Raw genomic sequence first — 25,447 nt, forward strand, 5'->3', positions numbered from 1 at the left:
AATTTGTCAATCTAGCCTGACAGGCATGGACGATGTGATGATCGTGGGAGCGGGCGCGGTCGGGCTCATGCTTGCGGGCGAGCTGGCGCTGGCCGGATCACGCCCGATCGTGCTGGACAAACGCCCGGAGCCCAGCGAGCTGCCCAAGGCCAACGGGCTCGCCGGGCAGATCGTGGAGCTGCTCGGCCACCGCGGCCTGCTCGGCGTCCTCGCCGAGGGCAGCGGCTTCGCCGGCCCCGCCCCGGGGTTCCCGTTCGGGCAGGTGCCGCTGCGCTTCGCCGGGCACGACGACATGCCGCTGCGGCTGCTGCTGATCCAGCAGCCCCGGCTGGAACGGCTGCTGACCGAGCGGGCCGTCCGGCTCGGGACCGAGATCAGGCGCGGCCACGAGGTCCTCGGGCTGGCCCAGGACGAGGAGGGCGTCACGCTGGAGCTGTCCACCGGCCGGGCCCGCGCCCGGTACGTGGTCGGCTGCGACGGCGGGCACAGCACCGTCCGCGCCCTGGCGGGCATCGGCTTCCCCGGCACCACCGACGACGAGGTGCTGCGGCTCGGCCACTTCGCCTGCGACGAACTGGGGCCGTTCCAGGCGCCGCGGGTCGAGGGCCTGGAAGCCGGCTGGAACCGCACCCCGGCCGGCCGCCTGCTGCTCACCTCGCTGCGGCCCGGCGTGCTCATCGCGGGCGTGCGCGAGCGCGGCACGCTGCCCGGCGGCCCGGTGACCCCGGACGACTTCCGCGCGGCCGTACGCCGGGTGATCGGGCGGGACCTGCCGCTGGGCGAGCCGATCTGGCTGTCCGGCACGGTCGCCCAGGCCCGGCTCGCCGAGCGTTACCGGGCCGGGCGGGTGTTCCTGGCCGGGGACGCCGCCCACCTGTTCCCGGCCGGCGGGTCGGCGCTCAACGTCGGCCTGACGGAGGCGGCCAACCTGGCCTGGAAGCTGGCCGCCGTGCTGCTCGGACGGGTGCCCGCCGGGCTGCTCGACACCTACGAGGAGGAGCGCCGTCCGGTGGCCGCGCGCTCGCTCGCCCAGACCCGCGCCCAGGCGGCGCTGGAACGGGCCCCCGGCGAGGACGGCGACGCCCTGCGCGAGCTGCTCGCCGAGCTGTTCGCCGACGAGCAGCCGCTGCGCCGGCTCGCCGCGCTCCTGCACGGCTCCGACGCCCGCTACCCGCCCGCGCGCGGGCTGGAGCACCCGCATCCGCTCGCCGGCCGGTTCCTCCCCGACCTGCCGCTCAGCACGGCGGCGGGGGAGCAGCGGGCCGCCGGGCTGCTGCGGGCCGGACGCCCGGTGCTGCTCGACCTCCGCGACGACCCGGCCCCGTCGCTCTCCGGCGGCCCCGGCGGCGGGCCGGACCCGAGGTTCCCCGGCGAGCCCGGCGGCGGGCCGGACTCGGTGCTGCCCGGGGGCGGCTGGATCGACGTGGTGCGGGCGCGGTGCGCCGAGCCGCCCGCCGACGTGCTGCTCGTCCGCCCCGACGGGTACGTGGCCTGGGCCGGGACCGGCGGCCTGGCCGAGGCCGCGCGGGCGTGGTTCGGCGCGGGACCGGCCGCCGTCAGAGCCAGCCCGGCTTGACCAGGCCCGACTCGTAGGCGATGACCACGAGCTGGGCGCGGTCGCGGGCGTGCAGCTTCATCATGGCCCGGCTGACGTGGGTCTTGGCCGTGGCCGGCGACATGAACAGCTTGGCGGCGATCTCGTCGTTGGTCATGCCCGTGCCGACCAGGGAGAGCACTTCGCGCTCGCGTTCGGTGAGCTGGTCGAGGCCCTGGGTGGCGACCGGCTCCTTGGCGCGGGAGGCGTACTCGGCGATCAGCCGCCGGGTCACGCTCGGCGACAGCAGAGCCTCGCCCGCCGCCACCACCCGCACGGCCTGGATGAGCTCGGCCGGCTCGGTGTCCTTGACCAGGAAGCCGGACGCGCCGCCGCGCAGCGCCTCGAAGACGTACTCGTCCAGCTCGAAGGTGGTCAGGATGATGATGTGCGGTCCGGGCGGCATCAGGCGGGTGGCGGTCAGGCCGTCGGTGCCGGGCATGCGGATGTCCATCAGCACGACGTCCGGGGCGTGCTCGCCGGCCAGGCGCACCGCCTCCGCGCCGTCGGCCGCCTCGGCCACCACGGTCATGTCGGGCTGGGCGTCCAGCAGGGCCTTGAAGCCCGCCCGGACCAGCGCCTGGTCGTCGGCGAGCAACACCTTGATCACGTTGGGTTCTCCTCGGGTAGGGGCAGACGGGCCTCGACCTGGAAGCCGCCGCCCGACGGGCCGGCGACGAGCGTGCCGCCCAGGGCGGAGGCGCGCTCGCGCATGCCGGGGATGCCGTTGCCGCTGCCTTCCTCCGACAGCACGGCGGGCTTGGTCGCCCCCGTGTCGGCGACCACGATGACCAGCTCCTCGGCGCCGTACTCCAGGCGCACCGACACCCGCGAGCCGGGCGCGTGACGGGCGGCGTTGGTGAGCGACTCCTGCACGATCCGGTACGCGGCCCGCTCGACCTGCGGCGGCAGCGGCCGCGACCCCACCCGCCGGAGCGAGACCTCCATCCCCGAACGCTGGACGAGGTCGTCGAGCCGGTCGAGCCCGGCCGTCGGAGAGCGCGGGGCGCCGTCGCGCAGCACGTTGAGCACCGAGCGCATCTCGCCGAGCACTTCCTTGGACGCCGTCTTGATCGTGGCCAGGGCCGAGCGGGCCTGCTCGGGGTTGGCGTCGATGAGGTGCAGCGCGGTACTGGCCTGCACGTGGATGAGCGAGATGTTGTGCGCGAGCACGTCGTGCAGCTCCTGGGCCATGGTCAGGCGCTCCTCGCTGGCCTGCCGCCTGGCCTCCTCCTCCGCGACGCGCTCGCGCTCGGCCTGGCGTTCCCTGACGATCCTGACCAGCTCGGCCACGACCATGAACAGCAGGATGAACGCCAGGATCGCCACGCTGTGGAACAGGTCGCGGTTGCCCACCCACCAGGCGTAGCTGAGGAGCGAGGCCACCGTCATGGTCGCCATCGTCCAGGCCATCAGCCGTCTGCCGCCCGTGACCAGGAGGAACAGCAGGACGCCCGGGCTGAGGAAGGCGGGGCCGTAGGCGTAGCCGCCGATGAGGAACAGGTCCATCGCGGCGAGGGCGACGGAGACCGTCAGCAGCGGGAACCGTCTGCGGAAGAGGATGGTCAGCGGCCCGATCAGCAGCAACGCGTACGCGTAGGGGTCGAGCGGCTCCCTCAGGAGGCGCTGCTGGCCCCACGTCGCGCCTTGGGCGATCACCAATTGGGCGACCGCCACGATGAGGGCGAGATAAGGGTCGAAACCGGACTTCCAGCGCACGCCTCCACGCTAGGCCACCCGCGGCGCGCACGACATCATCCCCTTGTCCGAGGGGGCCCTACCACGACGGGCGTAGCTGGGTCATCGTGGACACCATGCGCCGTGTGATCTTCTCCGCAGCAGCAGTCCTCATCTCACTCCTGCCCGCCGCGCCCGCGTCGGCGGGCCCCCAGCAGAAGGCCCCGGTCGCCGAGGGGTACGGAGGCGCCGTCGCCACCGTCGATCTCGACGCCAGCAAGGCCGCGATCTCCGTGCTGAGACGCGGGGGCAACGCCGTCGACGCGGCCGTGGCCGCCGGAGCCGTGCTCGGGGTGACCGAGCCGTACTCGGCCGGCCTGACCGGCGGCGGCTTCATGGTGTTGTACGACGCGAAGCAGCGCAAGGTCGTCACCATCGACGGCCGCGAGACCGCCCCGCGCGCGATGACCGCGTCCAGCTTCGAGGGCATCCCGTTCGACGAGGGCGTCACCAGCGGCCTGTCGGCGGGCGTGCCCGGCACGCTGGCGCACTGGGACCTGGCCCTGCGCCGGTTCGGCACCCTCTCGCTCGGCCAGGCGCTCCAGCCCGCCATCGAGGTGGCCTCGCGCGGCTTCGTCGTGGACCAGACGTTCCACGACCAGACCGCCGCGAACGCCGACCGCTTCAAGGACATCACCTCGACGGCCCGGCTCTACCTGCCGAACGGCGCCCCGCCACCGGTCGGCTCGGTGTTCAGGAACCCGGAGCTGGCGAACACGTACCGGGAACTGGCCCGGCGCGGCCCCGGCTGGCTGTACGGCGGCCGGCTCGGCGCGGAGATCGTCGCCACCGTGAAGAAGCCGCCGGTCACCCCCGGCAGCACCCGCAACGTCAGGCCCGGCCTGATGGAGCTGTCGGACCTGCGGGACTACCGCGCCCTCCTGCGCGAGCCCACCAAGATCTCCTACAACGGCATGGACGTCTACGGCATGGCCCCGCCGTCCTCGGGCGGCTCGACCGTCGGCGAGGCGCTCAACATCCTCGAAGCCCTGCCCAAGGTGGGCCTGCACGAGTACCTGGAGGCGTCCAGGCTGGCCTTCGCCGACCGCAACGCCTACGTCGGCGACCTCCCCGGCGTGCCGCTGCGCGAGCTGCTGTCCGACGGGTTCGCCAAGGAGCGGGCCTGCCTGATCGGCGACAGGGCCCTGACCAGCCCGGTCGCCCCCGGCAGCCCCGACGGCACGTACGGCGCCTGCGCCACCCCGACCGGCAGCGCGACCCCGATCGCGGACGAGGGGCCGGAGACCACGCACCTGGTCGTCGCCGACCGCTGGGGCAACGTGGTCGCCTACAACCTCACCATCGAGTCGACCGGCGGCAACGGCATCGTGGTGCCGGGCCGCGGCGTGCTGCTCAACAACGAGCTGACCGACTTCACCTTCGGCCCCGCCCCCGGCGACCCCAACCTGCCCGGCCCCGGCAAGCGGCCGCGCTCGTCGATGGCGCCCACGCTGGTGTTCGACCACGGCAGGCCGGTGCTGGCCGCGGGCTCGCCGGGCGGCTCGACGATCATCACCACCGTGCTGCAGATCCTGGTCAACCGGTACGAATTCGGCATGAGCCTGCCCGACGCCCTCGCCGCGCCGCGGGCCACGCAGCGCAACACCGCCCAGACGCAGGCCGAGCAGGCGTTCCTCGACAAGTACCGGACCGAGCTGGAGGCCAAGGGGCACGGCTTCGTGCTGAACCCCGAGATCGGCGCGGCCACGGCGCTGGAACTGCGCGGCCACGGCCTGGTCCAGGCCGTCGCCGAGCCCGTACGGCGGGGCGGCGGCAGCGCCCTGGTCGTCGACCCGCGCTGAGCGCGCACGGCGGCGGCCCCCTCGCGGGGCCGCCGCCACTCGCCGGCTTGACTCCGGCATGAGGGAATGTTTGCCCAGGTCACGGGGTTGTAAAGGGCATCGCGACGCGCCATGCCGCCGGGCGGCAACCGCCTGCCGCAGCTCATCAGCCGCCGTCGCGGCATCCGACAGACACCCGTGGGCGGCTCCGGCCTGCCCTCAGGAGGAACCCCGTGAAGCCGAACGTCAAGAAGCTGTGCGCGAGCGCCCTGCTGGCCGCCACCGCCGCCGTGTCGGGCCTCGGCCTGACGTCCGCCCCCGCCCACGCCGACGGCCTCACCTACGGCCAGGACGTCTCCCACTACCAGCCGGACCACGACTGGGCCGCCAGCGGCGCCGCGTTCGGCATCGTCAAGGCCACCGAGGGCGCCACCCGCGTGGACGCCTCCTTCGCCCGCCACTGGGCCGATTTGGGCGCGAAGGGCAAGGTGCGGGGCGCCTACCACTACGGGCACCCGTCGAACGACCCGATCGCCGAGGCGGACCACTTCCTGTCCGTGGTCGGCCGGCAGCCGGCCGCCAAGGGCGACCTGCTCGCGCTCGACCTGGAGACCTCCGACGGCCGGTCCGTGACCGAGGTGAACGCCTGGGCCAAGAAGTGGCTGGCGCACGTCCAGGCCAGGACCGGCGTCACGCCGCTGTTCTACAGCGGCTGGAACTTCGCCGACGAGTACGGCCACGGCCTCCAGCGGTACCCGCTGTGGGTGGCCCGCTACGGCAAGGGCCCCGGCCAGGTGACCGCCCCCGCCGACTGGAAGACCTGGACCATCCACCAGTACGCCGACGCGCCGGTGGACCAGAACGTCTCCGCGCTCACCCCCGTCCAGCTCAAGGCGCTGGGCCGCAGGTGACCCGCCGTCCTCAGTAGATGAGCTCGTACGCCTCCGGCCGCACCTTCCGCGTACGGGCCCAGTACTCGAAGGTGAAGCCCGGCCAGATCGTCCGGTTCACTCCGTGCTCGTCCAGATACCAGGAGCGGCAGCCGCCCGCGTTCCACACGAGCGGGTCCAGGCGCGCGTGCAGCCGGCGGTTGAAGGCGTCCTGGGCGTCCTTCCTGACGTCCAGCGCCCTGGCCTGGGTCCTGGAGAGCAGGCGCAGGCACTCGATGACGTAGCGGACCTGCGACTCGATCATGAAGACGACCGAGTTGTGCCCGAGGCCGGTGTTCGGGCCGAGCAGGAAGAACAGGTTCGGGAAGCCGGTGGTGGTGATGCCGTGGTAGGTCTCGATGCCGTTCTGCCAGGCGTCCTGGATCTTCAGGCCGTTCCGGCCGGTGATGCGCTGGTCCTGGAGGGCCTCCACGACCTTGAAGCCGGTGCCGTAGACGATCACGTCGGCCGGGTGCTCCGCGCCGGTCGTGGTGACGATCGAGCGGGGCCGGATCTCGGCGATGGCGTCGGTGACGAGGGTGACGTCCGGCCTGGTCAGGGCCGGGTAGTAGTCGCTGGAGACGAGCACGCGCTTGCAGCCGATGGTGTAGTCGGGCGTCAGCCTGCGGCGCAGGCCGGGATCGGGTACCTGCGCCGCCAGGTGCTTGAGCGCCAGCACCTCGTGCGCCTTCATCAGCCGCGGGTGCACCGCGAAGCCGAGCGCCCGGCTCTCCAGCGCCCAGTAGATGGCCCCGCGCAGGGCCCGCGCCATGCCGGGCAGGGCCAGGACGCGCCGGGCGGCGGGGGAGAAGGCGAAGTCGGGCTTGGGATGGATCCACGGCGGCGTGCGCTGGAAGACGGTCAGCTCGCGCACCCGGGGGGCGAGCTGGGGGACGAACTGGACGGCGGAGGCGCCGGTGCCGACGACGGCGACGCGCTTGCCGGTCAGGTCGACCGAGTGGTCCCATTCGGCGGAGTGGAAGGAGGGGCCGGCGAAGGATTCCCTCCCCACGATTTCCGGAAATTTCGGGATGTGGAGGGCGCCGATGCCGGAAACGATGGCGTTCGTCCGCATGGTTGTGCCGTCGTCCGTGGTGACCGTCCAGTTCCTGCGGTCGTCGTCGTACTCCAGGGACGTGACGTGCTTGTTGTAGCGGATGTGGGGGGTCACTCCGTACTTGTCCGCGCACGTGCGCACGTAGTCCCGGATCTCGGCCTGCGGGGCGAACATCCGCGACCAGCCGGGGTTCAGCTCGTACGAGTAGGAGTACATGTGCGACGGCACGTCGCACGCGCATCCGGGGTAGGTGTTGTCCCGCCAGGTGCCACCGAGGTCGGCGGCCTTCTCCAGGATCACGAAGTCGTGGTAGCCCGCCTCCTTGAGCTTGATCGCCATGCCGATCCCGGCGAAGCCGGTGCCGATGATCACCAATCCTGGCTCAGCCACTGAACCTCCTGAACTCCGCGTGGGCGGGCGAGCCGGCGATGTGGTCCAGCGCCTGGCGCAGGTCGCCCTCCCGGCTCGGACGGAAGCCGGGCCGCAGGTACTGCGGCGCCTCCCGGCGCGGCTTGATGTCCGGTGTATTGGACATGTCGTCCAATGTAGTCAGTCGCCAGCCGCCGGTCCAGTCCGGACGGGAAGCGCCTCAGGGTGTGCGGAGACGGCAAAGACCCGCCACGGCGTCGGGGCGGGTGGGGTGTCCGTATGCGGTTGGGTGCTAGCGGAGCAGCAGGAAGGCGGCGACGCCGATGATCACGATCACCAAGGCGACCGCGAGGATCGGCAGCAGCGGCGACTTCTTGGGGGCCGCCGCCTCCTCCTGCTCCTGGCGCTGCGCGAAGGCGCGGAACTGCTGGGTGTTGCCCGCGGGATCGATATGCTGGTCAGACATGGCCAGCAGCCTAGCGCGATGGCATGGTCCATTTGCACCCCTTTGCCACTACCTATAGGCATGGGCTGATGAGGGGACCACTCCACCTGGCGGATAGCTTTGAGGCATGCTCCGGACCCTGCTCTCACCCCGCGTCGTGGGGCTGCATCTGCTGACGATCGGGGTCCTCGTCGCGTTCATCCTGCTCGGCCGCTGGCAGCTCGGCGTGTTCCAGGACTCCGGCAGGCCGCACGCGGCCGTCGATCCGGCTCCCGTGGGGGTCGCCACGCTGGCCCAGGTGGGCGGGCAGATGGAGGGCGAGGCCGTCGGCCGCAGGGTCGCCGCCGAGGGCACGTACGAGGCCGACCGGCAGCTCCTGGTCGCCGACCGGCGGCCCGACGTCGACGCCCCCGGCGGCAACGTCTCGCGCGGCCACGGCTACTGGGTGCTCACGCCGATCCGGCTCGACGACGGCACGCTGATGCCGGTCGTGCGCGGCTGGGCGGCCAACGCGGACGATCCGGGCGTCGCCGCCGTGCCGCAGGGCCGGGTCACGGTGCACGGGCGGCTGCGGGGCCAGCAGGGCACCGACAGCGTCCAGCGGCGGGCCGAGGGGCTGCCTCCTGGGCAGGTGCAGACCGTGTCCACCGGAGAGCTGATCAACCTGTGGACCGGCCAGAAGCTGCGGACCGGGTTCATGGTGGCGCAGCCGCCGTCCGGCTCGCTCACACAGGTGAAGATCCGGCCGCCGGAGGTCGGTGGCACGCTGACCTGGCGTAACCTGGCTTATGCCGCAAACTGGTGGATCTTCGCAGGATTCGCCGTCTTCATGTGGTTCCACTTCGTACGCGACGCCGTACGGGCGGATCGGGACCGCGACAAGTCCCCCGAGATGGTTCTGGAAGGTTAACGGTGGAATCGGCTCTCAAGCCCTTCCGGGTGCTCGCCTACGTGGTCGGCGTCATGCTGCTCATCCTGTGCGTCGCGATGGTGCTGCGCTACGGCTTCGGCGCCGCCGAGCTGTCGAAGATCGTCGCGCCCATCCACGGCGGCCTGTACATGATCTACCTCATCACCGTCATGAACCTGGGCATGAAGGCGCGCTGGAGCTGGCCGTACATGCTCGGGGTCATGCTCGGCGGCACGGTCCCGTTCCTGTCGTTCTACGTGGAGCGCAGGGTGCACGGCCGGGTGCGGTCGGAGCTGAGCGCGGCGAGGGCCTGACGACCCCCGCCGCGGCCCGCGGGCCTCAGCCGCCGATCCCGCGCCTGCGGGCCCGCTTGAGCCGCTCGCGCTGCGACGGGTCGAGCATGAGGTAGCCGACCACCGGCGCCGCGACCGCGCCGAGCACCACCAGCAGGGTGATCCAGCCCGGCAAGAAGATCAGCGAGAGCAGAACCGCGGCGCCTGCGCCGATGACGTACTTCTGAACTGGCGACATCCCTGGCTTCCTCCGAACGCGGAGCCCGTGCCCCGCCTCTCCCACATTCTGCGTCGCCCGTCCAACGAGTGGACCCGTGCCTGAGGTTCCATGACGCGATGTATCTCAATCGTTGCGGGACCAGAGGGTGAGGTGGATCGAGCCGTATGTGCGCGTCTGTCCCGGTGCGAGCGTTCTTTTGAGGGTGCGGTAACGCTCGTCGTCGGCGTACTTCGTCCCGATCCTGGGGGAGATGAGCCAGACCCGGTTCACGCCCTTCAGGGCCGCGTCCAGTTCGGCGGCCGTGCGCGGGCCGGGCGCGCCGGGCGCGCGGGTGAGGTCCGTCAGGCGGTCGTACGGGCCGCCGTACACGGCCACGAACAGCCGGAAGCGCTGCGGCACGAACAGCACCCGGTCGCCCGGACGTTCCTCCGCGGCCAGCGTGGCGGCCAGCGTGCGCAGGTCGTCGGGACGCGCGGCGGGCTGCCTCATCGCCGCCTGCGCGGGAAACACGAGCACGGCGAACAGCGCCAGGACGGCGACCGGCACGGCCCGCCACCGCACCCCGGCCAGGCCGATCCCGGCGAGCACCGCGAGCAGCGGAACCGCGAAGAGCACGTAACGCGGATGGTAGACGGGCTGGACCTGGGAGATCGCGAACGACAGCGCCACCGGCAGCACCGCCCACACCGTCACGGCCGGGGCGCGTACGGCTCCCCACAGCGCGGCGGCGAACAGCACGACCGCGCCCGCCCCCCGCGACCTCGCCGGGGAAGGCGGCCAGCTCGGCCCAGCCGGGGGTCCTGAGCCAGAACACCTGGGCGTCCCGCTGACCGGCGGCCAGGACGAGCAGCGGCACGAGCGCCGCTCCCGCCGCCCCGACCGCCGCCGACGACCGCACGACGGCGGGCATCGGGTTCGCGGTGAGCCCGCGGCGGAGGGCGGGCAGCCAGGCGGTGAGCAGGTGGGCGGGGACGAGCAGCAGGGCGTACAGGTGCAGCCAGCCGAGCAGCGCCACGCTCGCGCCGTAGGCCGCGCAGACCCCCGCGCCGGGACGGTCGAGCAGCTTGACCAGGAGCCACGTGGCCAGCACGGCGACCGCGCTCACCAGGGCGTACGAGCGGGCCTCCTGGGCGTACCGGGCCGCGATGGGGGTGAGGGCGTACAGCAGACCGGCGTACACGCCGGCGGGGGTGCCGGCCAGGCGGCGGCCCAGGGCCGCGACCCCGAGCGCGGCGGCCGTGAAGGCGAGCACCGAGGGCAGCCGGACGGCGATCTCCGGCGGCCAGGGAAGCGCGGCGAAGGGCCGCATGAGCAGGTAGTAGAGGGCGTGGACGGCGTCGAGGTCGGCGAGGAAACGACGCAGCTCGCCGAACGGCATGCGCGCGACCAACGCGCTGACCGACTCGTCCCGCCACAACGACGGCCCCGAGAGCCCCCAGGACCCGGCCGCCGCGGCGACGGCCGCGGGCACGACCGGCCACCACCGGCCGGCGTCCCGCGTGGCGGCGTCGACGGGACGCGGCAGGACGGGCACGCGGGTCATCGGCGCGGGCCCATGACCGCCCGCAGCTCGTGCCGGAGAACTTCGGGGGCGGGACGGTCGGCCGGATTGCCGGACAGCAGGCGCACCAGGACGGGAGCCAGCGCCCCGGCCCGCGCCAGCGACGCCCCCGGCGCGGGCGGCACCCCCTCCACGGCCATGAACAGGGTGGCCCCCAGGGACCACAGGTCGGCGGCCGGGCTCGCCACCCCCTCCGGAGCCGTGTACGCCGGGACCGTGCCCGACCGCAGCGGCGCGACCAGCGTGGCCCGCCCCTGGTCGGAGATGAGCACGCCGCTCGGCTGCACCGCCCCGTGCCGGCCGCCCATGGCCTGGAGCTGGTCGAGCAGCGCGAGCCCGATCTCGGCCACCTCGGCGGGCGGGAGCGGTCCAAGGGCGCGGACGACCTGGTCGAGCGGCTGGTCGAGAGCCAGTCTCTCCAGCGTCTCGCGGACCACCTCCACCGGCGGCGACCCGGCGGGATGCAGCATGGCGCGGATCAGCGACCGCAGCGGGTCGGCGCCCTCGGCGGGCACCTGGCCGGGCGGGCGGCCCTCGACGGCGAAGTGCAGCGTGGCCGCCAGCGACCACAGGTCGGCCGAGGGCCGCATGCTGAGGCTCGGCACCCCGAACCCGGTGAGCACCGCCCTCCCGGTGCTGGTCAGCAGCACGTTCCCGGGGCTGACCTGCCCATGGACGATCCCGGCCGCGTGCGCCACGGACAGCGCCGACAACACGCAGACGCCCATCCTGGCCACCTGGACGACGGGCAGCGGCTGCCGCGCGCGTACGGCCTGCTCCAGCGACACCCCCGAGACGAACTCCATGACCAGCCAGGGCACCCGGTCCTCGACCAGCACGCCGAGCACCCGGGCGATCGAGGCGTGCCGCAGCCCCGCGGCCCTGCGCGCCTCGTGCAGCGCGGACTCGCGCAGTTCGGGCGGGATGCGCAGCTCCCTGACCGCGACGTCGCGGTGTTCCGTCTCGTCGAAGGCCAGCCGTACGGACCCCGCGCCCAGGGGGTTGAGCAGCCGGTAGCGCCCGGCCAGCTTCCTGGTCTCAGCCATGTCGAGTGCACGATAGCGCTCGCCCGGCCCGCCCGGCCATCACGCGGTCCGGCCGGTCAGCCACGCCTCGTGGGCGTCGTGCAGTCTGCTCCAGAGCCGCTCCTCGTCCTGGTCGGTCAGGTCGTCGAAGGTCAGCGAGAAGACGTCGGCGAGCGCCGCGAAGTAGTCGCGCGCCGTGTCCAGGGTGATCGAGTGGCTCCCGGCGCCGACGCGGGTCAGGACGAGCCCGCGCAGCGTGTCCACGCCCGAGGCGTCGCGTCTCTGCACGACGGCGGTGCGCACGAACCCGGACGACGGTGACGTCGACAAATGATTGTGCATATCAGCGAAGGCGGACATCTCTGTCGGGGTCCGCTCGAAATCCATCCCCACGAACGAACCGCTCGGGTCATGGTCGAACCGCCACCCGCCGGGCGCGACCTGCGACGGCCGCAGGACGTACGTGAACGGCCCCTGCCGGTACGCGCCCGCGACCAGCGGCAGCGGCTCGTGCACGCCGTCCCCGAGGCCGAGGTCGGCCAGCCACTCGCCGCCCGGGTTGTCCACGCTCGGCAGGCCGCGCACGGTCAGCACCAGGTGGTTGCCGGTGACGCCGGGCTCGCTGCCGGGGTTCTGCACGCCGCCGACGTGCCTGGTGACGTCGTAGCCGAGGCTCCTGATCAGCTCGGAGAAGGCGCCGTTCAGGTGGTAGCAGTAGCCGCCGCGGCCCCTGATGATGCGCTCGGCGGACTCGACGGGATCGAGGGAGGTGGGGCGGCCGAGCCAGATCTCCAGCGCCTCGTAGGCGACCTTCTCGACGTGCGCGACGTGGAGGGCGCGCAGGCCCTCGGCGCTCGCGGGGGCGTCTATCAGGTGGGACAGGCCCAGACGGCTGAGGTAGCCAGCGGTGTTCACGCGGCAAGTCTGCACCAGATGTGCACAAATTATGGAGTGTCGTCTGCACAGCGCACTTCTAGGCTTTCGTACGTGGCAGAGCAGCGGCGCGTCCTCGTGGTCGAGGACGATGTGACGATCGCCCTGGCCGTCCGGAACAGGCTGGCCGCCGAGGGCTTCGACGTCCGGGTGGCGGGCGACGGGCAGGACGCCCTCGTCCAGTACGGGAAGGCGGAGCCCGACCTGGTGATCCTCGACCGGCTGTTGCCCGGTCTGGACGGGCTGGAGGTGTGCCGCAGGATGCAGGCGGCGCGCCCGGTGCCCGTCCTCATGCTGACCGCGCTCGGCGAGGAGACCGACGTGCTGGTCGGGCTGGGGGTGGGGGCCGACGACTACCTGGCCAAGCCGTTCAGCATGCGCGAGCTGGTGGCCAGGATCCACGCGCTGCTGCGCCGGGTCGAGCGGGCCGCCCAGCTCGCCGTCGAGGACACGGTGATCAGGGTGGGCGAGGTGGAGATCGACACGGCCGCGCGCCGGGTGTTCGTGGGCGGGATCGAGGCCCAGCTCACCAGGACCGAGTTCGACCTGCTGCGGCGGCTGGCCGAGCGGCCCGGGCAGGTGTTCGAGCGCGACCGGCTGCTGTCGGACGTGTGGGGCTTCTCCGAGGCCGCCGCGACCAGGACCGTGGACAGCCACGTTCGCGCGCTGCGCCGCAAGCTCGGCTCCGACGTGGTGCGCACCGTCCACGGCGTGGGCTACGCCCTGGTCCGGCAATGAGGCCGCTCGACTTCCTCGGCCGCATCAAGGTCAAGCTCGGCATCGTCATCGTGCTGGCGGTGGGCACCGCGTTCGTGGTGAACGAGGTCGGGCTGAACGCCGGGTTCACCCGGGACGTCCGGATCGTGGTCGCGGTCATCCTCGCTCTGATCATGGTTCAGGTGCTGGCCATGGGCATGACCAAGCCGCTGCGCCAGATGGCCAGGGCCGCCCAGACGATCGCCAAGGGCAGCTACGGCCTGCGGGTCAGCGCCACCTCGCGGGACGAGGTGGGCGAGCTGGCCAGGGCGTTCAACGCGATGGCCGCCGACCTCGGCGAGGTGGACCGGCAGCGGCGCGAGCTCGTCGCGAACGTCAGCCACGAGCTGCGCACCCCCATCACCGGCCTGCGCGCGGTGCTGGAGAACGTCGTGGACGGCGTCTCCGCGCCCGACCCGGTCACCATGAGGACCGCGCTCGCCCAGACCGAACGGCTCGGCCGCCTGGTCGCCCAGCTCCTCGACCTGTCCAGGCTCGACTCCGGCGTCCGGCTGATCGAGCCCGAGGCCGTCGCGCTGGCGCCGCTGGTCGAGCAGGCCGTGCGGGAGGCGTCGATGGCCCGTGAGGACGTCACGATCGAGGCGTCGGCGCCCGCCGGGCTGGGGGTGCGGGCCGATCCCGACCTGCTGGCGCAGGTGCTGGCCAACCTGCTGGACAACGCCGTACGGCACAGCCCTCCCGGCGGCGTGGTGACGGTCGCGTGCGGCGCGGAACGGGACGGGGCTCGGCTGGTGGTGGCCGACCAGGGGCCGGGCATCCCGGCGGCGGCCCGGGGGCGGGTGTTCGAACGGTTCTCCCGGCTGGACGCGGGGCGCGCGGCCGACTCCGGGGGCGCGGGGCTGGGGCTGGCGATCGTCAAGGAGGTCGTGGAGCTGCACGGGGGGTCGATCCGCATCGACGACTGCGCGGGGTGCCGCATGGTCGTCGATCTACCAGGAAGGACGACGATGACCGACACACCGTTCGACACGGGGGCAAACCGGGTCCACGACGACCCCCTGAGAGACCCACTCCCCTTGGCCGACGCCCCCCACACCCCCGGCAGCCACGCCGCCCCGACCCCGGCGCCCCAGTCCACCACCCCGCCTCCCGGCACCCCGGCGCCCCAGGGCCCGACGGCGAACCAGGGCATGACGGCGGTTCCGGACCTGACGGTGGGGCACGGCGTCACGGCGGGCCCCGGGACGACGGCGGGTCAGGGCGTCCTGGCCGGTGCGGGAACGACGGTGGGTCAGGGCATCACGGCGGGCCAGGACGCGATGGCGGCTCAAGGCGCGACGGCGGCTCCGGTAGCGATGGCCGGTCAGGGCGCGACGGCGGAGGAGGGCGCGACAGCGGGGGAGGGCGCGGCGACCGGGGAGGGCGCGGCGGCGAGGGAGGGCGCGGCGGCCTCGGGAACGACGGCCCGGCCGACCACGGCGGAGGACACGCCGCCGCCCGCCCCTGCAACGACGGACCCCGGCCCGCTCGCGGCGTCCGGCACCCCCAGAGGGGGCGGCGTACCCGCAGGGCCCGGCGCCCTCGGAGGGTCTGGGGCTTCCACAGCGGCCAGCGCCACCACAGGGGTCGGCGTGCCCGTGGGGGCCGGTGCCACCGCAGGGGGCGGCGTATCGGCGTGGTCTGGGGCGTATGGGGCAGATGGTCCGGGGCAGCTCGGGGCGGTGGGGGCGGCTCCGGTGGCGGTAGGAAGCGGGGGGCTGGCCAGGATGGTCGGTGGCGGGGTCCTCGGGGTGATCGTCGGGTTCCTGGGCGGTCTGTTCGCGGCCGTGCTGGTCTCGATGACCGTCGGCGACGGCCTCGCGCTCGTCACCCTCGTCATGGTGACCGCCCTGGGCGGCGCGCTCGGCATGGCGCTGGGCGCGGGCTCAGCGCGCAGAACGGCGGCCTACCAGGCCGCCTACCAGACCGCCACGCAAGGTGCCGCCTACCAGACCACCACGCAGGCTGCCGCCTATCAGGGCGCCGCGCAACAGGGCGTTGCGCAACAGGGCGTCGCGCAACAGGGGGCGAGTCGGGCAGGGGGCGGGGGTGGGCAGGTGTACGTGCCGCCGCCGCTCTTTCCCAGGCCCGAGCTGCCCGCCGCGCCGCGCTGGCTGCTGCCGGCCGCCGCGGGCGCGGGTGTGTTCGCCGCCGTGGCGCTGCCCGACGCGCAGGTCGGGCTGGGGATCGTGCTCGTCGCCATGGTGCTCGGCGCGGCGGCGCTGCCGGCCGTGCTGCGCAGGATGACCCCCTGGACGCTGGCGTTCGGGCTGACGGCGTACTGGCTGATCTCCATGACGGCCGTGCGCGACGCGGACTGGCTGGTCGCGATCCTGCTCATGGCGGGGGCCGGGCTGGGCGCGCTGGCGGTGTCCGGGGCGGGGGCGGGCTGGCTGGGCGTGATCAGGGGCGGCATGTCCGTGGTGCTCGCGCTCGGCCCGGTGCCGTGGTTCCTCGCCGGGCCGTTGCGGAAGCTGACCGCCAGGCGGCGGATCCTGCCGGTGCTCGCGGGGCTCGGCATCACGGTCGTGCTGGTGCTGGTGTTCGGGCTGCTGTTCGCCTCGGCCGACGCGGTGTTCGCCTCGTACGTCGAGCGCCTGACCAGCACCCCGGCCTGGGCCGACTCGGCGCCTTCGCGGATCTTCGTCTTCGGGTTCGTCGCGGTGCTGCTGGCCGCCACGGTGCTGGTCGCGCTGCGGCCGGTGATCGACCCGGTCGGTCCTGAGCACAAGTTCGGCGTGAGCAGGAGCGTGTGGCTGGTTCCGCTGGTCGCGGTGAACCTGCTGTTCACGGCGTTCGTGGCGGTCCAGATCAGGGTGCTGTTCGGCGGCGACGGCTGGGTGCTGCGGACGGCGGGCCTGACCTACGCCGAGTACGCCAGGCAGGGGTTCTTCCAGCTCGTGGTGGTCAGCGTGTTCGTGCTGGGCATCGTCGCGGTGGCCGGGGGGCTGCTGCGGACCGAGCGCGGGGAGCGCTGGCTGCTGGCCGTCATGCTCGGCGTGCTGTGCGGGCTGACCCTGGTGGTGCTGGCCTCGGCCCTGCACCGGATGAGCCTCTACACCGACGCCTACGGCCTGTCCCGGCTGCGGATCTCGGTGCAGGCGACGGTGTGGTGGCTGGGCGCGCTGTTCGCGCTGGTGCTGCTGGCCGGGGCGGTACGCCTGGCGGGCCGCGGCTCCGGCTGGCTGCCGCGCACGATCGTCCTGGTCACCGGGCTCGGCCTGGGGGCGTTCGCGATGGTGAACCCCGATCTGCAGGTCGCGCAGACCCAGGTCGAGGTGCGCGGCGTGACCAACATGGACTCCGACTACCTGGGCGACCTCGGCGCGGAGGCCGTGCCCGCGCTCGACCGGCTGCCCGAGCCGCAGCGCAGTTGCGTGCTGGCCGACGTGGTCCGCGCCAACGGGCTCGACCGCCCCGACCCGTGGAACGGCTGGAACCTGGACCGCGCGCGGGCCAGGAACCTGCTGGCCGAGCGGCCCGTCGTCCGCTCGACCACGTGCCCATCGGCGTCCTCGCGCGGCTCTGATTGAATCTTGGTGTGAGGTTCGACGTAGTCATCAGCGGCGGCCGGGTGCTCGACGGCACGGGCGCGCCGCCGTACCGGGCGGATGTGGGCATCGCGGGCGACGAGGTCGCGGCGGTCGGCAGGCTGGGCGGCGCGCAGGCCGGGACGGTGATCGACGCGACCGGCCGGTTCGTCGCGCCGGGCTTCGTCGACTGCCACGCGCACGGCGACGCCGCCGTGTTCGACCCGGCCGTGCAGCTCGCAGCGTTGCGGCAGGGGGTGACCACGTTCGTCCTGGGACAGGATGGTCTGTCCTTCGCGCCGGGGTCGGCGGAGACCGTCGCCTACGCCTCCCGCTACTTCGCCGCCGTCAACGGCGTCCTGCACGAGGGCCCGCTGAGCGTGGCCGAGCTGCTCGACGGCTACGACCGCGCGGTGGCGCTGAACACGGCCTACCTGCTGCCGCACGGCACGATCCGCTACGACGTCCTCGGGCCCTCGCCGGAGCCGGCCTCGCGGGCGGAGCTGGCCGCGATGGTCGAGCGGGTCGAGCGCGGGCTGTCCGAGGGCGCGGTCGGGCTGTCCAGCGGGCTGGAGTACCTGCCGGGCCGCTACGCCGACGCCGCGGAGCTGGCCGCCCTGTGCGCGCCGCTCGGCGGCCTGCCGTACGTCACCCACATGCGGGCCTACGGCGCGAACGCCGGGGTCGGCATGGCGGAGGTCGTGGACATCGCCGGGCGTTCTGGCGCGGCCGTGCACGTCTCCCACCTGCACGGGCCGGCCGACGTGCTGCTGCCGCTGGTCGGCAAAGCCCACGACGCCGGCGTCGACCTCACCTTCGACACCTATCCCTACCTGCGCGGCAGCACGATCCTGGCCATGGTGGTGCTGCCGCCGTCCGTGCCGGGCGCCGACACCGGCGCGGCGCTGGAGATGATCGCCTCGCCCGAGCTGGACGACTGGTGGGCGGGGCTCGGCGAGGTCTACCCCCGGCTGACCGTCTCCCACGCGCCCGGCCTGGAATGGGCCGAAGGGCTCGCCCTGCCGGACGCCGCGGAGCGGGCCGGCATGACGCCCGCCGCGTTCTGCCGCCACCTGCTGGTGGCGACGCGGCTGGAGGCCGGGTGCGTCTCCGCGCGTCCCGACGAGGGCCCGGCGGGTGAGGAGTCCGTACGCCGGATCCTGCGCCATCCTTCCCACACCGGCGGCTCCGACGGCATCTACGTGGGCGGTCATCCGCATCCGCGCGGGTTCGGGGCCTTCGCCAGGTTCCTCGGCCGGCACGTCCGCGAGCTGGGCGACTGGACGTGGGAGCAGGCGGTCGTGCACCTGGCCTCCCACCCGGCCCGGCGGTTCGGCCTCGACCGGCGCGGGCTGGTACGCCCCGGACACGTCGCCGACCTGGTGGTGTTCGACCCGCTCACGGTGTCGGACCGGTCGACGTACGCCGATCCGCGCACCCCCGCGCACGGCGTGGACGACGTGCTCGTCTCCGGCGTACGGGTGCTGACCGGCGGCGAGCTGACCGGGGCCAATCCCGGACGGGCGCTTCGATCACGCTGATCCCGCCTGGGATAAGGTCAGACGCGGATAAAAGGGGGTGTCGTGCAGGTGATCCTTGGGCAGTCCGTCCTCGACGGCGAGCTCGGCTTTCCGCTGATGATCGTGCACCGCGACGCGCTGGAGCACAACGTGGCCACGATGGCGGCCTTCGCCCGCGACCACGGCATGGAGCTGGCTCCGCACGTCAAGACGCACATGTCGCCAGAGATCTCCGCGATGCAGCTCGAAGCGGGCGCCTGGGGGCTGACGGTCGCCACGACCCGGCAGGCCAGGATCGCCCGCGGCTACGGCGGCGACCGGCTCATGGTGGCCAACCAGGTCGTCGACACCGCCGGGCTGACCTGGGCCGCCGGAGAGCTCGACCGCGACCCCGCCTTCGAGTTCCTCAGCTTCGTCGACTCCGAGGCCGGGGTGGACATCCTCGCCCGGCACGCCTCGACCCGGCCGTTCCGGGTGCTGGTGGAGCTCGGGCACGAAGGCGGACGAGCCGGCTGCCGCACCCTCGACGAGCTGCTGAAGGTGGCCGCGTACGCGCAGGAGACGCCCGGCGTCGAGCTGGCCGGCGTCGCCGGGTACGAAGGGGCGCTGAAGAGCGCCGACGAGGTGCGGCGGTACCTGGGCGGGCTGCAGGAGGCCGTCGAGCACGTCCGCGTGCGCAACCCGATCCTGACGATCGGCGGCAGCCAGTGGTTCGACGTGATCGGGCGCGAGCTGGTCACCACGCACGCCAGGATCCTGCTGCGCAGCGGCGCGTACGTCACCCACGACGACGGCTACTACCGGGAGCGCACGCCGTTCAACCGGATGGAGGGCGAGCTGCGGCCGGCCCTTGAGGTGTGGGCGCACGTGTTGTCCACGCCCGAGCCGGGCCTCGCGATCGTGGGCATGGGCAAGCGCGACGCGCCCTACGACGAGGGCCTGCCGGTGCCGCGCCGCAGCGGCGTCACGATCACGAAGATGCAGGACCAGCACACCGTCGTCCGGGCCGACGGGCTCAAGCCGGGCGACCTGCTGGCCTTCGGGATCTCACATCCGTGCACCGCGTTCGACAAGTGGCGCGTGCTGCCGTTGGTGGACCGGGACTACCGTGTCGTCGGCACGATCCACACCGATTTCTAGGGAGATTCCGTGAAGAAAGAGCTCAAGACCACCGAGGGCGCCGCGCCGGTCGGGGCGTACTCCCAGGGGCTCGTGGTGGGCGACTTCGTCTTCACCTCCGGCATGGGCCCGCTCGACCCGCACACCGGCGAGATCGTCGGCGACGACGTGGCCGCCCAGACCCACCAGGTCATGAAGAACCTCGGGGCCATCCTCGCCGCCCACGGCCTCGGCTTCGACGACGTCGTCAAGTCGACGGTCCACCTCCAGAACGTGAAGGAGGACTTCGCCGCGTACAACGAGGTGTACAAGTCCTATTTCACCCAGCCGTACCCGGTGCGGACGACGGTGGGCTCGCAGCTCATGAACATCCTGGTGGAGATCGACTTCGTCGCGCACAAGAGCGCGTAAGGTCGGCACGTGGACAGTTCGGTATACGTCTTCGCCGAGGACCTGCACGGTGAGGGCGTCGAGCGGGTGCTCGACAGGATCAGCGCGTACGGCGTGGGCGGGGTCACGGTCGGAGCCGTCCACCACGCCGCGCGCGACGTCACCCCGCACGGACTGTCCCGGCTGACCGTCAGGCACGACGGCGCCCACTTCACCCCGCCGGCCGAGCTGTTCGACGGGCTCCGGCTCGCCCCCGTGCCCGGCCACGTCCACGCCCTCGACGGGCTGCGCGAGGCGTGCGCCGGGCGCGGCCTGAAGCTCCACGGCTGGACGGTCTTCCTGCGCAACGCCACGCTCGGCAACGAGCACCCCGACGTGACCGTGCGCGACTGCTTCGGCGACCGCGGCTCGCTCGTCGACCTGTGCCCGGCCCATCCCGACGTGCGCGCATACTCCGTCGCGCTGGCCAGGGCGGTGGCCCGGCTGGGCGTCGAGAGCGTGGTCGCCGAGGCGCTGCACTTCACGCCGGTCGAGCCGCAGCGCTCCTTCGTGCAGCTCGGCCCCATGGACACGTTCCTGTTCGGGCTCTGCTTCTGCGACTACTGCATGCGCCGGGCCACCGACCTGGGCGTGAACGCCGAGGTGGCGCGCGAGGAGTGCGCGCGGATCGTGGGCGGCGTCTTCGACGGCGACCCGGCCGCGCAGGGCGAGGTGACCAGGGCGGCGCTCACCGCCTACGCCGGGCCCGAGGTGGTGGCGTACGCGCGGGCGCGCTCGGAGACCGTCACCACGCTGGTCTCCGAGGTGTCGTCGGCGGTCGCGGAAGAGGGCTCCAAGCTGGTCTTCATCGACTCGACAGGGGCGGTGAAGGGCTATCGGGACGGCCTGCCGACGCCGGGCCTGGCCGCCCACGACGCCTGGCAGCTCGGCGTGGACCTGGTGGCGCTGGGCGACCTGGTGCCCGCCTTCGGCGTGCTGGCGTACGCGCGGGACGCGGCGCGGGTGGCCGACGACGTGGGCGCGTACCTGCGGTCGGTGGGCAAGGACCGCGAGGTGCGGGCGGTGCTGCGGCCCGGCTACCCCGACAGCGACTCGACCGACCGCCTGGTGGCCAAGGCCAGGGGCGCGAAGGCGGCGGGCGCGCTGGCGGTCGACTTCTACGCCTACGGTCTGGTGCCGCAGCCGGTGCTCGACCGCATCCCGGCCGCCCTCGCCGCCGCGGGCTGACCTCCCAGGCCCCCGATCACGCGCAGCCGCTCAGAAGGCGTCGAGCAGGGCCGAGACGGCCTGCTCGGCGAAGCCGCCGGGCAGCGGCAGGCCGCGGAAGACCGTGCGCATCCACACAGCCCCGGCCAGCAGATCCATGATCAGCAACGGGTCGGCCGACGCGCTCAGCTCGCCCCGCCGCACCGCCCGCTCGAACACCACGCGTTCCCGCGCGAACCGGTCGGCGAAGAACCGGCGGACGTCGAGCTCGGGATGGCGCACGGCGGCGGCCAGCGCCGCGACCGCGATGTCGCTGCCGGGCGGCTCGGTGAGCAGCCGCCCGACCTGCTCGACCAGCGCCACCAGGTCACCGCGGAACGACCCGGTGTCCGGCGGCTCGATCGCCAGCACGTCGGACTCGACCAGCGCGGCTCCCAGCAGCGCCGCCTTGGACGGCCACCACCGGTAGATGGTCGTCTTGTTGACCCCCGAGCGCTCGGCGACCCCCTCGACGGTGAGCCCGTCGTAGCCCTTCTCCGCGACCATCCACAGGGTCGCGTCGAAGATCTCCTGCTGCTTCCTCGGCGCCATAGGTCATTTTCTCCCGGCGAACGCCATGGCCACGCCGAGCCCCAGGTAGACGACGCCGCTGACGTACCGCAGCGCCTTGGCGCCCCTGGTCAGGCGGGTGCCGAGGGTGCCGGCGGTGAGGGCGTACACGACGTCGGAGACGAGCCCCAGGAGCAGCAGCGTCAGGCCGAACACGACGATCTGCAGCGCCGGCGAGCCGGCGTCGGGGTCCACGAAGTGCGGGAGGAAGGCCACGAAGAACAGCGCCACCTTGGGGTTGAGCACGTTGACCAGCACCCCTTCGAGGAACACCTTGGCCAGCGGCTGCACGGGCGGCGTCCCGGCCTGCGCGTCCTTGGCGGTGAAGGCGCGCACGCCGAGGTAGACGAGGTAGGCCACGCCGGCCCACTTGACGACCGCGAACAGCGTCGCCGACCGCGAGATCACGTACGAGAGCCCGGCCGCGGCGGCGGCGATGTGCACCAGCGTCCCGGTCTCCACGCCGAGCGCGCTGGCCAGCCCGGCGGCCCTGCCCTGGGCCAGGCCCCTGGCGGTGATGTAGAGGTGGTTGGGGCCGGGGACGAGCACCAGGGTGAGCGAGGCCGTCGCGAAGAGCACGAATGTCGTCAAGGAGATCACGAAAGAGCAGCGTAGAGCGGGTCCGGTTCGACGATGAGGGCCAATTCCGGGGCGGCCGGGCGGACCAATGGAATGTCACAGGCGCGTGGCACACTTGCTGGCGTGAACGGTCTTCTCGTCGGGCGCTCGGCCGAGCTGTCCAGGCTCGTGCGTGTGCTGGAGTCCGCGGCCGGCGGCACGGCCGGGGTCGCGCTCGTCGGCGGCGACGCGGGGATCGGCAAGACCCGCCTGGCCGGTGAGCTGGTCGCCGAGGCGCGCGAGCGCGGCTTCCACGTCATGGTCGGCCAGTGCGCCGAGCTGGGCGACGCGCTGCCCTACCTGCCGCTGGCCGACGCGCTGCGCGGGGCCGAGCCCGGCGTGCGCGAGGCCGTCGCCGCCCATCCCATGCTGGGCCAGCTCCTGCCGGGCCGGGAGAGCGGGGCGCCGTCGGCCGGGCTCACCCAGCAGCGGCTGTTCGGGTCGCTGCTCGGGCTGCTGGCCGACGTCCAGCCGGTGCTGTTCGTGATCGAAGACCTTCACTGGGCCGACCGCTCCACCCGCGACCTGCTGGTCTTCCTCAGCCGCATGCTCCAGAGCGAGCGCGTCTGCGTGGCCGGCACCTACCGCACCGACGACCTCCACCGCCGCCATCCGCTGCGCGCGGTGCTGGCCGAGCTGAAGCGGCTGCCGTCGGTGACGAACGTGGAGCTCGGCCCGCTGGAATCCGGCGAAATGTCGGACTATGTCACCACCCTGGGGCAGGTGGACGCGCAGGAGCTCGGGCTCATCGTCTCGCGCGCCGAGGGCAACCCGTTCTACGCCGAAGAGCTGTTCGCGGCCATGTCCGAGGGCGACAGCCTGCCCGACGGGCTGGCCAGCCTGCTGCTGTCGCGGGTCGAGGTGCTGTCCGAGGCCGGGCAGCGGGTGCTGCGCGCCGCCGCGGTGGCCGGCCGCCGGGTGGAGGACGACCTGCTGCGCGAGGTGGCGGGGCTGCCGCTGGCCGAGTTCGAGGAGGCGGTCAGGGAGATCGTCTCGCGCGGCCTGCTCAAGGTGCACGGCCACGGCTACGCCTTCCGCCACGCCCTGCTGCAGGAGGCCGTCTACACCGACCTGCTGCCCGGCGAGCGCACGCGGCTCCATGCCGACTTCGCCCGGCTGCTCACCTCGCCCGCCGAGCTGGCCCACCACCACCTCGCCAGCCACGACCTGGCCGGGGCGCTCGCCGCCTCGGCGCAGGCGGGCCGCGAGGCCGAACGACTGGGCGCGCCCGCCGAGGCCCACAACCACTACGACCAGGCGCTCGGCCTGTGGGACCGCGTCGAGGGCGCCGCCGGGCTGGCCGGAGAGAGCCGGGTCGCGCTGGCCTTCCGCAGCGCCGTCGCGGCGGCCGACAGCGGCGACAACCACCGGGCGGTCCACCGGCTGCGCGCGCTGCCCTCCACCTCCGAGGTCGAGGAGCGGCTGGCGTACTACCTCTACGAGACCAACGACCCGCCCGGCGCGATCGCGGCGGCCGAGCGCGCGGTCGAGAGCGCCGAAGACGAGCCGAGCCTGGCCCGTGCCCTCGCCACGCAGGCCCGCACGCTGCTGTGGACGCCGCGCCACCACGAGGTCGAGCCGCTGACCACGCGCGCCCTGGAGACGGCCCGCGCCTGCGGCGCCGTCGACGCCGAGGTGGGCGCGCTGCTCACGCTGGCCAGCTACGTCGAGCAGCGGGGCGACGTCGCCCGCGCCCATTCGCTGGTCGAGAGCGCCTCCGCCCGGGAGACCGGCGACCTGGCGATGGACCTGCGGGCCCGCTTCCACCACGCCCGCATCCACTACGAGCAGGGCCTGCTGGCCCAGGCCGCCGAGGTCGCCGACGACGGCATCAAGCTGGCCGTCCACACCGGCCTCAACTGGAGCACCTACGGCACCGACCTGCGCTTCCTGCGCCTGCTCATCCACTACGTCGCGGGCGAGTGGGACGCCGCGGAGGCGGTGGCCGCCGGGTTCGGCGCGCGGGTGGGCACGTTGTCGGAGGCCATCCTGTCGTCCTTCGCCCTGTTCATCGAGGTGGGGCGGGGGTTGCCCGCGGTCGAGGCGCGGCTGGGGTGGCTGCGCCCGTTCTGGCACGACCCGCTGGCGACGTACATGTCGCGCGGCATGGCCGCCGAGCACGCCCTGTGGAACGGCGACCCGGCCGCCGCGCTCGACCACGCCCACGCGGCCATGGCCACCCTCGACGAGGGCGAGTCGGGCACGTTGCGGCTGGCCGCCGTCAGCCTGTGGGCGATGGCCGAGCTGGGCACCACAGAGGGGGCCGACGACCTGCTGGTCCGCGCCCGGTTCGCCGCGACGAGCGGGCCGACCGGCGACGGCGGTCACCTCGGTCCCGAGGGGCAGGCGTGGGCGCTGCGGGTGGAGGCCGACTGGCACCGCCTCCACGGGCGGCTCGACGTCGAGTTGTGGCGCGGGGTGGTCGCGGCGTTCGACTTCGGCTTCGTCTACGAGGTGGCCAGGGCGCGCTGGCGGCTGGCCGAGGCGCTGCTCGCGGCCGGTGAGCGGGAGGCGGCGCAGCAGGAGTGGTCCCTCGCCAAGGAGGCGGCCGGCCGGCTGCGGGCCGCGCCGCTGGAGGCCGCGCTGCTGGAGTTCGGCAGGCGGGCCAGGTTCGGCGGCGGGCAGGCCGAGGGTGGGCTCACCGCGCGCGAGGTCGAGGTGTTGCGGCTGGTCGCCGAGGGGCTGACCAACAAGGAGATCGCCGGGCGGCTGTTCATCGCGCAGAAGACGGTGAGCGTGCACGTCTCCAACATCCTGGCCAAGCTGGAGGTCTCCACCCGTACCCAGGCGGCCGCCGCGGCCCGCGCGCAGGACCTCCTGTGATCGCCTGCTCCGGCTGCCGGGC

25 protein-coding genes are annotated in these 25,447 nt (G+C 73.4%); 14 read left to right on the top strand and 11 right to left on the bottom strand.

Features of this window, described 5'->3' with window-relative positions; genetic code table 11:
• Positions 1 to 25 precede the first annotated feature (25 nt).
• Positions 26 to 1,576 (top strand): FAD-dependent monooxygenase, encoded by a 1,551-nt coding sequence (locus ABT158_RS00775; RefSeq protein ID WP_352349441.1) that lies wholly within the window; start codon positions 26 to 28, stop codon positions 1,574 to 1,576.
• On the opposite strand, the gene ABT158_RS00780 is transcribed toward ABT158_RS00775, so the two are convergent.
• Positions 1,557 to 2,204, bottom strand: coding sequence for a response regulator (locus tag ABT158_RS00780; RefSeq protein WP_352349443.1), 648 nt, complete (start codon positions 2,202 to 2,204; stop codon positions 1,557 to 1,559). The genes ABT158_RS00775 and ABT158_RS00780 overlap by 20 nt on opposite strands.
• On the bottom strand, positions 2,201 to 3,313 hold the full coding sequence (locus ABT158_RS00785) for a sensor histidine kinase (RefSeq protein ID WP_352349445.1): 1,113 nt from the start codon (positions 3,311 to 3,313) through the stop codon (positions 2,201 to 2,203). The genes ABT158_RS00780 and ABT158_RS00785 overlap by 4 nt, the downstream gene beginning before the upstream one ends.
• Before the next feature lie 95 nt (positions 3,314 to 3,408).
• Here ABT158_RS00785 and ggt point away from each other — a divergent pair, with 95 nt between their 5' ends.
• Positions 3,409 to 5,133 (top strand): gamma-glutamyltransferase, encoded by a 1,725-nt coding sequence (gene ggt / locus ABT158_RS00790; protein ID WP_352349447.1) that lies wholly within the window; start codon positions 3,409 to 3,411, stop codon positions 5,131 to 5,133.
• A 212-nt stretch (positions 5,134 to 5,345) separates the two neighbouring features.
• Positions 5,346 to 6,023 carry a glycoside hydrolase family 25 protein gene (locus tag ABT158_RS00795; protein ID WP_352349449.1) on the top strand — a complete coding sequence of 226 codons (678 nt, stop codon included), beginning with the start codon at positions 5,346 to 5,348 and terminating at the stop codon, positions 6,021 to 6,023.
• Between the two features lie 10 nt (positions 6,024 to 6,033).
• Here the strand turns inward: ABT158_RS00795 and ABT158_RS00800 are convergent, their stop codons facing one another.
• The 3 genes from ABT158_RS00800 to ABT158_RS00810 form a co-directional block, all read right to left on the bottom strand.
• Complete coding sequence (locus ABT158_RS00800) at positions 6,034 to 7,488, bottom strand: flavin-containing monooxygenase (protein ID WP_352349451.1); 1,455 nt, start codon at positions 7,486 to 7,488, stop codon at positions 6,034 to 6,036.
• Complete coding sequence (locus ABT158_RS00805; protein WP_352349453.1) at positions 7,481 to 7,633, bottom strand: hypothetical protein; 153 nt, start codon at positions 7,631 to 7,633, stop codon at positions 7,481 to 7,483. The genes ABT158_RS00800 and ABT158_RS00805 overlap by 8 nt, the downstream gene beginning before the upstream one ends.
• 126 nt (positions 7,634 to 7,759) lie before the next feature.
• Positions 7,760 to 7,933: a flagellar basal body-associated FliL family protein gene (locus ABT158_RS00810; protein ID WP_352349455.1), complete on the bottom strand. Its 174-nt coding sequence runs from the start codon at positions 7,931 to 7,933 to the stop codon at positions 7,760 to 7,762.
• Between the two features lie 106 nt (positions 7,934 to 8,039).
• On the opposite strand from ABT158_RS00810, the gene ABT158_RS00815 reads away from it, so the two are divergent.
• Positions 8,040 to 8,822 carry an SURF1 family protein gene (locus tag ABT158_RS00815; RefSeq protein ID WP_352349457.1) on the top strand — a complete coding sequence of 261 codons (783 nt, stop codon included), beginning with the start codon at positions 8,040 to 8,042 and terminating at the stop codon, positions 8,820 to 8,822.
• Positions 8,823 to 8,824: 2 nt separating this feature from the next.
• Positions 8,825 to 9,136 (top strand): DUF3817 domain-containing protein, encoded by a 312-nt coding sequence (locus ABT158_RS00820; protein WP_352349459.1) that lies wholly within the window; start codon positions 8,825 to 8,827, stop codon positions 9,134 to 9,136.
• A 25-nt stretch (positions 9,137 to 9,161) separates the two neighbouring features.
• On the opposite strand, the gene ABT158_RS00825 is transcribed toward ABT158_RS00820, so the two are convergent.
• Positions 9,162 to 9,353, bottom strand: coding sequence for a tail-anchor membrane protein (locus tag ABT158_RS00825; RefSeq protein ID WP_352322643.1), 192 nt, complete (start codon positions 9,351 to 9,353; stop codon positions 9,162 to 9,164).
• 105 nt (positions 9,354 to 9,458) lie between these two features.
• Positions 9,459 to 10,073: a hypothetical protein gene (locus ABT158_RS00830; protein WP_352349461.1), complete on the bottom strand. Its 615-nt coding sequence runs from the start codon at positions 10,071 to 10,073 to the stop codon at positions 9,459 to 9,461.
• Between the two features lie 341 nt (positions 10,074 to 10,414).
• Between ABT158_RS00830 and ABT158_RS51265 the strand changes: the two genes are divergently transcribed.
• Both ABT158_RS51265 and ABT158_RS00840 read left to right on the top strand, forming a co-directional pair.
• Positions 10,415 to 10,654 (top strand): hypothetical protein, encoded by a 240-nt coding sequence (locus ABT158_RS51265; RefSeq protein WP_502911461.1) that lies wholly within the window; start codon positions 10,415 to 10,417, stop codon positions 10,652 to 10,654.
• Positions 10,655 to 10,711: 57 nt separating this feature from the next.
• Positions 10,712 to 10,894, top strand: coding sequence for a hypothetical protein (locus ABT158_RS00840; protein ID WP_352349463.1), 183 nt, complete (start codon positions 10,712 to 10,714; stop codon positions 10,892 to 10,894).
• Here ABT158_RS00840 and ABT158_RS00845 read toward each other — a convergent pair.
• The gene (locus ABT158_RS00845) at positions 10,875 to 11,942 is read right to left on the bottom strand and encodes a protein kinase domain-containing protein (RefSeq protein ID WP_352322641.1); all 1,068 of its coding nucleotides are present in this window, start codon (positions 11,940 to 11,942) and stop codon (positions 10,875 to 10,877) included. The two genes, ABT158_RS00840 and ABT158_RS00845, sit on opposite strands and share 20 nt — an antisense overlap.
• Positions 11,943 to 11,981: 39 nt before the next feature.
• Entirely contained in the window at positions 11,982 to 12,836 is an 855-nt protein-coding gene (locus tag ABT158_RS00850; protein ID WP_352349465.1) for an arylamine N-acetyltransferase family protein, read from the bottom strand.
• A 72-nt stretch (positions 12,837 to 12,908) separates the two neighbouring features.
• On the opposite strand from ABT158_RS00850, the gene ABT158_RS00855 reads away from it, so the two are divergent.
• From ABT158_RS00855 to ABT158_RS00880, 6 genes are read left to right on the top strand one after another with little or no spacing between them, the layout of a single operon-like run.
• A complete protein-coding gene (locus ABT158_RS00855) occupies positions 12,909 to 13,592 on the top strand; it encodes a response regulator transcription factor (RefSeq protein ID WP_387668586.1) in 684 nt (227 codons plus the stop codon).
• A complete protein-coding gene (locus ABT158_RS00860; protein WP_352349467.1) occupies positions 13,589 to 17,143 on the top strand; it encodes a DUF4153 domain-containing protein in 3,555 nt (1,184 codons plus the stop codon). The genes ABT158_RS00855 and ABT158_RS00860 overlap by 4 nt, the downstream gene beginning before the upstream one ends.
• 8 nt (positions 17,144 to 17,151) lie before the next feature.
• Positions 17,152 to 18,681: an N-acyl-D-amino-acid deacylase family protein gene (locus tag ABT158_RS00865; protein ID WP_352349469.1), complete on the top strand. Its 1,530-nt coding sequence runs from the start codon at positions 17,152 to 17,154 to the stop codon at positions 18,679 to 18,681.
• 42 nt (positions 18,682 to 18,723) lie between these two features.
• The gene (locus ABT158_RS00870; RefSeq protein ID WP_352349471.1) at positions 18,724 to 19,800 is read left to right on the top strand and encodes an alanine racemase; all 1,077 of its coding nucleotides are present in this window, start codon (positions 18,724 to 18,726) and stop codon (positions 19,798 to 19,800) included.
• Positions 19,801 to 19,809: 9 nt separating this feature from the next.
• On the top strand, positions 19,810 to 20,190 hold the full coding sequence (locus ABT158_RS00875) for a RidA family protein (protein ID WP_352349473.1): 381 nt from the start codon (positions 19,810 to 19,812) through the stop codon (positions 20,188 to 20,190).
• Positions 20,191 to 20,199: 9 nt separating this feature from the next.
• Positions 20,200 to 21,396, top strand: coding sequence for a hypothetical protein (locus ABT158_RS00880; protein WP_352349475.1), 1,197 nt, complete (start codon positions 20,200 to 20,202; stop codon positions 21,394 to 21,396).
• A gap of 30 nt (positions 21,397 to 21,426) precedes the next feature.
• On the opposite strand, the gene ABT158_RS00885 is transcribed toward ABT158_RS00880, so the two are convergent.
• A complete protein-coding gene (locus ABT158_RS00885) occupies positions 21,427 to 21,966 on the bottom strand; it encodes a TetR/AcrR family transcriptional regulator (RefSeq protein ID WP_352349477.1) in 540 nt (179 codons plus the stop codon).
• 3 nt (positions 21,967 to 21,969) lie between these two features.
• Positions 21,970 to 22,584 carry a LysE family translocator gene (locus ABT158_RS00890; protein ID WP_352349479.1) on the bottom strand — a complete coding sequence of 205 codons (615 nt, stop codon included), beginning with the start codon at positions 22,582 to 22,584 and terminating at the stop codon, positions 21,970 to 21,972.
• 102 nt (positions 22,585 to 22,686) lie between these two features.
• Between ABT158_RS00890 and ABT158_RS00895 the strand changes: the two genes are divergently transcribed.
• Positions 22,687 to 25,425, top strand: a complete 2,739-nt coding sequence (locus ABT158_RS00895) for a helix-turn-helix transcriptional regulator (RefSeq protein WP_352349481.1) — start codon at positions 22,687 to 22,689, stop codon at positions 25,423 to 25,425.
• Positions 25,426 to 25,447 lie beyond the last annotated feature (22 nt).

Source organism: Nonomuraea sp. NPDC001636, from assembly GCF_040298265.1.
Classification (GTDB): Bacteria; Actinomycetota; Actinomycetes; order Streptosporangiales; family Streptosporangiaceae; genus Nonomuraea.